The organism is Acinetobacter sp. 161(2023), from assembly GCF_037027805.1.
Classification (GTDB): domain Bacteria; phylum Pseudomonadota; class Gammaproteobacteria; order Pseudomonadales; family Moraxellaceae; genus Acinetobacter.
Window position 1 is genome coordinate 1 of the sequence record NZ_JAZEYD010000055.1, and the last position, 362, is coordinate 362.

1 protein-coding gene is annotated in these 362 nt (G+C 41.7%); it reads right to left on the bottom strand.

The window, feature by feature from the left end; all coding sequences use genetic code 11:
* A partial coding sequence (locus tag WA249_RS18920) for an integrase core domain-containing protein (protein WP_144725592.1) occupies positions 1–362 on the bottom strand: 362 nt, incomplete at both ends.

Genomic DNA, 362 nt, shown 5'->3' on the forward strand with positions numbered 1-362 from the left:
GCCACCTGACCTAACGGGTTAATCTTATCATAGTACATTGCTTCAAACTCAAAAGGCGATACATAACCCAGTGCACTGTGTACACGCTTTTTATTGAACCAATCTACCCAGTTTAGTGTCGCAAGTTGTACATCTGCTAAACCTTGCCAATCTGCTTTTAAATATTCAATCACCTCTGTTTTGTATAAGCCATTCACCGTTTCAGCCAGAGCATTATCGTATGAATCACCCGTTGTACCGACTGATGCTCGTAAATTTGCTGCTTCTAAACGATTGGTATAGCGAATGGAAAGATATTGCACACCTCTGTCGGAATGATGAATCACATTCTTTGGCATGCCTCGATCATGCAATGCTTGCTC